This window comes from Gammaproteobacteria bacterium (assembly GCA_013816845.1).
In the GTDB taxonomy this organism is placed as follows: domain Bacteria; phylum Pseudomonadota; class Gammaproteobacteria; order DSM-16500; family DSM-16500; genus Aquicella.
The window spans coordinates 1-2,101 of sequence record JACDDU010000013.1 but is presented as its reverse complement, the minus strand read 5'-3'; the positions used below and the strand labels follow the sequence as shown (position 1 = coordinate 2,101).

Here is a 2,101-nt window from a genome sequence, read left to right as displayed (position 1 = left end):
AAATGCCACCATCGACTGGCAGGAATACTTTGAAGATATTATTGGAGTAACAAAACCTGTAGATGCCGCGGTTGAAAATATTACTCTTCTTTTTTTTGGCAGAAGCGGGAAATACATGGAATCAAAACCTCTACACGGCTCACAAAAATCAAAATGGCTAGATAAAAATACATTGGAAGTAAGCCTGAAAATTATTATTAATTATGAATTGCAACGCCTAATTCTTTCATACGCAGAAAGTGTAAAAGTCCTAGAACCAGCGAAGCTTGCTTTGTCAATAAAAGAAAGGTTGAAAGATGCCTATTACCAATATTAGGTTTTACTTTTCGTTGCAATCAGTTTTTAGTTGGTAACAAATGCAAATTTAAAATTAGGTGCAAGCTGATGTTATTCCTGAAGCAACCAACCAATTCTTATAGGTCCGCATGTGTTTTTTCCACCATGATCGTAAAAAATGAAGATTAAATAAACCGAAGCTGGATAATAAAAGCCTAACCTTACCTTATAAATTTGATGTGGAAATTACAAGCTTCTTAATTGGTACTTGTTGTATAGCAGAACATAGGTTACACTTTTCCTTAACCGTTAAGAAGCCCTTAATTTTGGTGGTTGCCCTTAAGGGCGCTTAACGGTTCAAAGTGTAGCAGAACATAGGTTACACTTTTATTTTAGCTCTTTGACATATAGCAAGAAGACTACCAGTTTATAGCATCAATGGGGTAATGGAATAGTTGCTTTAACTCGTTATTTTGGCGGATTACCAGGCAGTGGTTTTCGATATTAATTTCAGCTACCACATAGCTGTATTTCAACTCTGGTATTACAGTAAATGTCTCGTTGGGTAAATAAAGTTTGAGGTCACTTCTTATAAACCGGATATAATAAACGCATCCTTTGGTAAGTAGTATTTTTATTTCTAATCGCGGTTTAAGTGCAGCAAGATGTACCGTGCCGTTGTAATAAATAGGCGGTAATAATAATGCTCTTACTTCATTAGGTGTTTTATGACCTTGTGAACTGTAGCGATGATGACTGTTATGAAAATCAGTAAAAGACTGCTCACGAGCTGACAGATCATCGAGGCTTTTAAAGGTGTTCATTTGCAAAAATCTTTTCTGGTAAGTGTGATTAAACTTTTCAATAATGCCATTACGCCAAGGCTCTTTTACGGGGATAAAAACAGGTGCAACACCTTGGCTAAGTGCAAAGCGCACCACACTGCCAAAGCTGCGTGGATAGCGGTTGCTGCCCCTGAAAGCCAATTCATTATCCATTTGCAAAGCATCAGGCATGCCATGTGTTTGCCAAAAGGAAGCAATCGCTTGTACAATACCTTCGGATGATTTGGTACGTACTGCTTTTACAAAACAACTATGCGTGGTTACATCTATCAAATTAATACTATAGAACTTGCCATCACCTTTGATGTAGCGTGGACCTATTAAATCCATTTGATGAGTATGCCAAAACAAATCGGGATAATCTTTAGGAGATTTTTGAACAGCAACTTGTTTGCTTAATCCATGCTTTGCAATAACCCGGTTGATGGTCCAAACAGCAGGTGGCGGTTTAATGCCACGACGTTCACATTCATACTGAATGGATATTGCTCCAATCTGGGCCATCTTTTCATTCATCAGGTCATTGCGGATAAGAAGAATTTGCTGCTCTGTTTCGGCCTCTAATGTGCTGTTCGTTTTCTTGGGTGCTTTGCTTTCATCCTCAAACCAATTTGGAGCATCAGAACTTTCTTTATAACGCTTTATCCAATGATGTAACCATTTGCGGCTTTTGCCCATTGAACGGGCAATTGTTGCCACTTTTTCACCTTGTAAATACCGTTTAATTGCTTCTTGCCTTTGCTGATATTCTTTCATTCAACTTTTCAATGAGTATCAGCATTTTATGTCAAAGAACTTTAAAAAGTGTTACCTATGTTGTGCTACACCGAAAAGTGTAACCGATGTTATGCTATTTATCAACTATGCATTATTAGTGATGGTAAATACAACACTGTGTACCAAAAGTCTCGCTTCACTTCAACCGGAAACTTTTTAGATATACTTTTCGCTGCTGATAGAAGTTAATTTATAAAACCTTA

2 protein-coding genes are annotated in these 2,101 nt (G+C 37.3%); one reads left to right on the top strand and one right to left on the bottom strand.

The genetic code is table 11. From position 1 onward, the window contains the following. The coding region (locus H0W64_12715) for a WYL domain-containing protein (GenBank protein MBA3662574.1) at positions 1-316 on the top strand (316 nt) is incomplete at its 5' end. Between the two features lie 379 nt (positions 317-695). On the opposite strand, the gene H0W64_12710 is transcribed toward H0W64_12715, so the two are convergent. Next, the gene (locus H0W64_12710) at positions 696-1,877 is read right to left on the bottom strand and encodes a DDE-type integrase/transposase/recombinase (GenBank protein ID MBA3662573.1); all 1,182 of its coding nucleotides are present in this window, start codon (positions 1,875-1,877) and stop codon (positions 696-698) included. Positions 1,878-2,101: the final 224 nt, after the last annotated feature.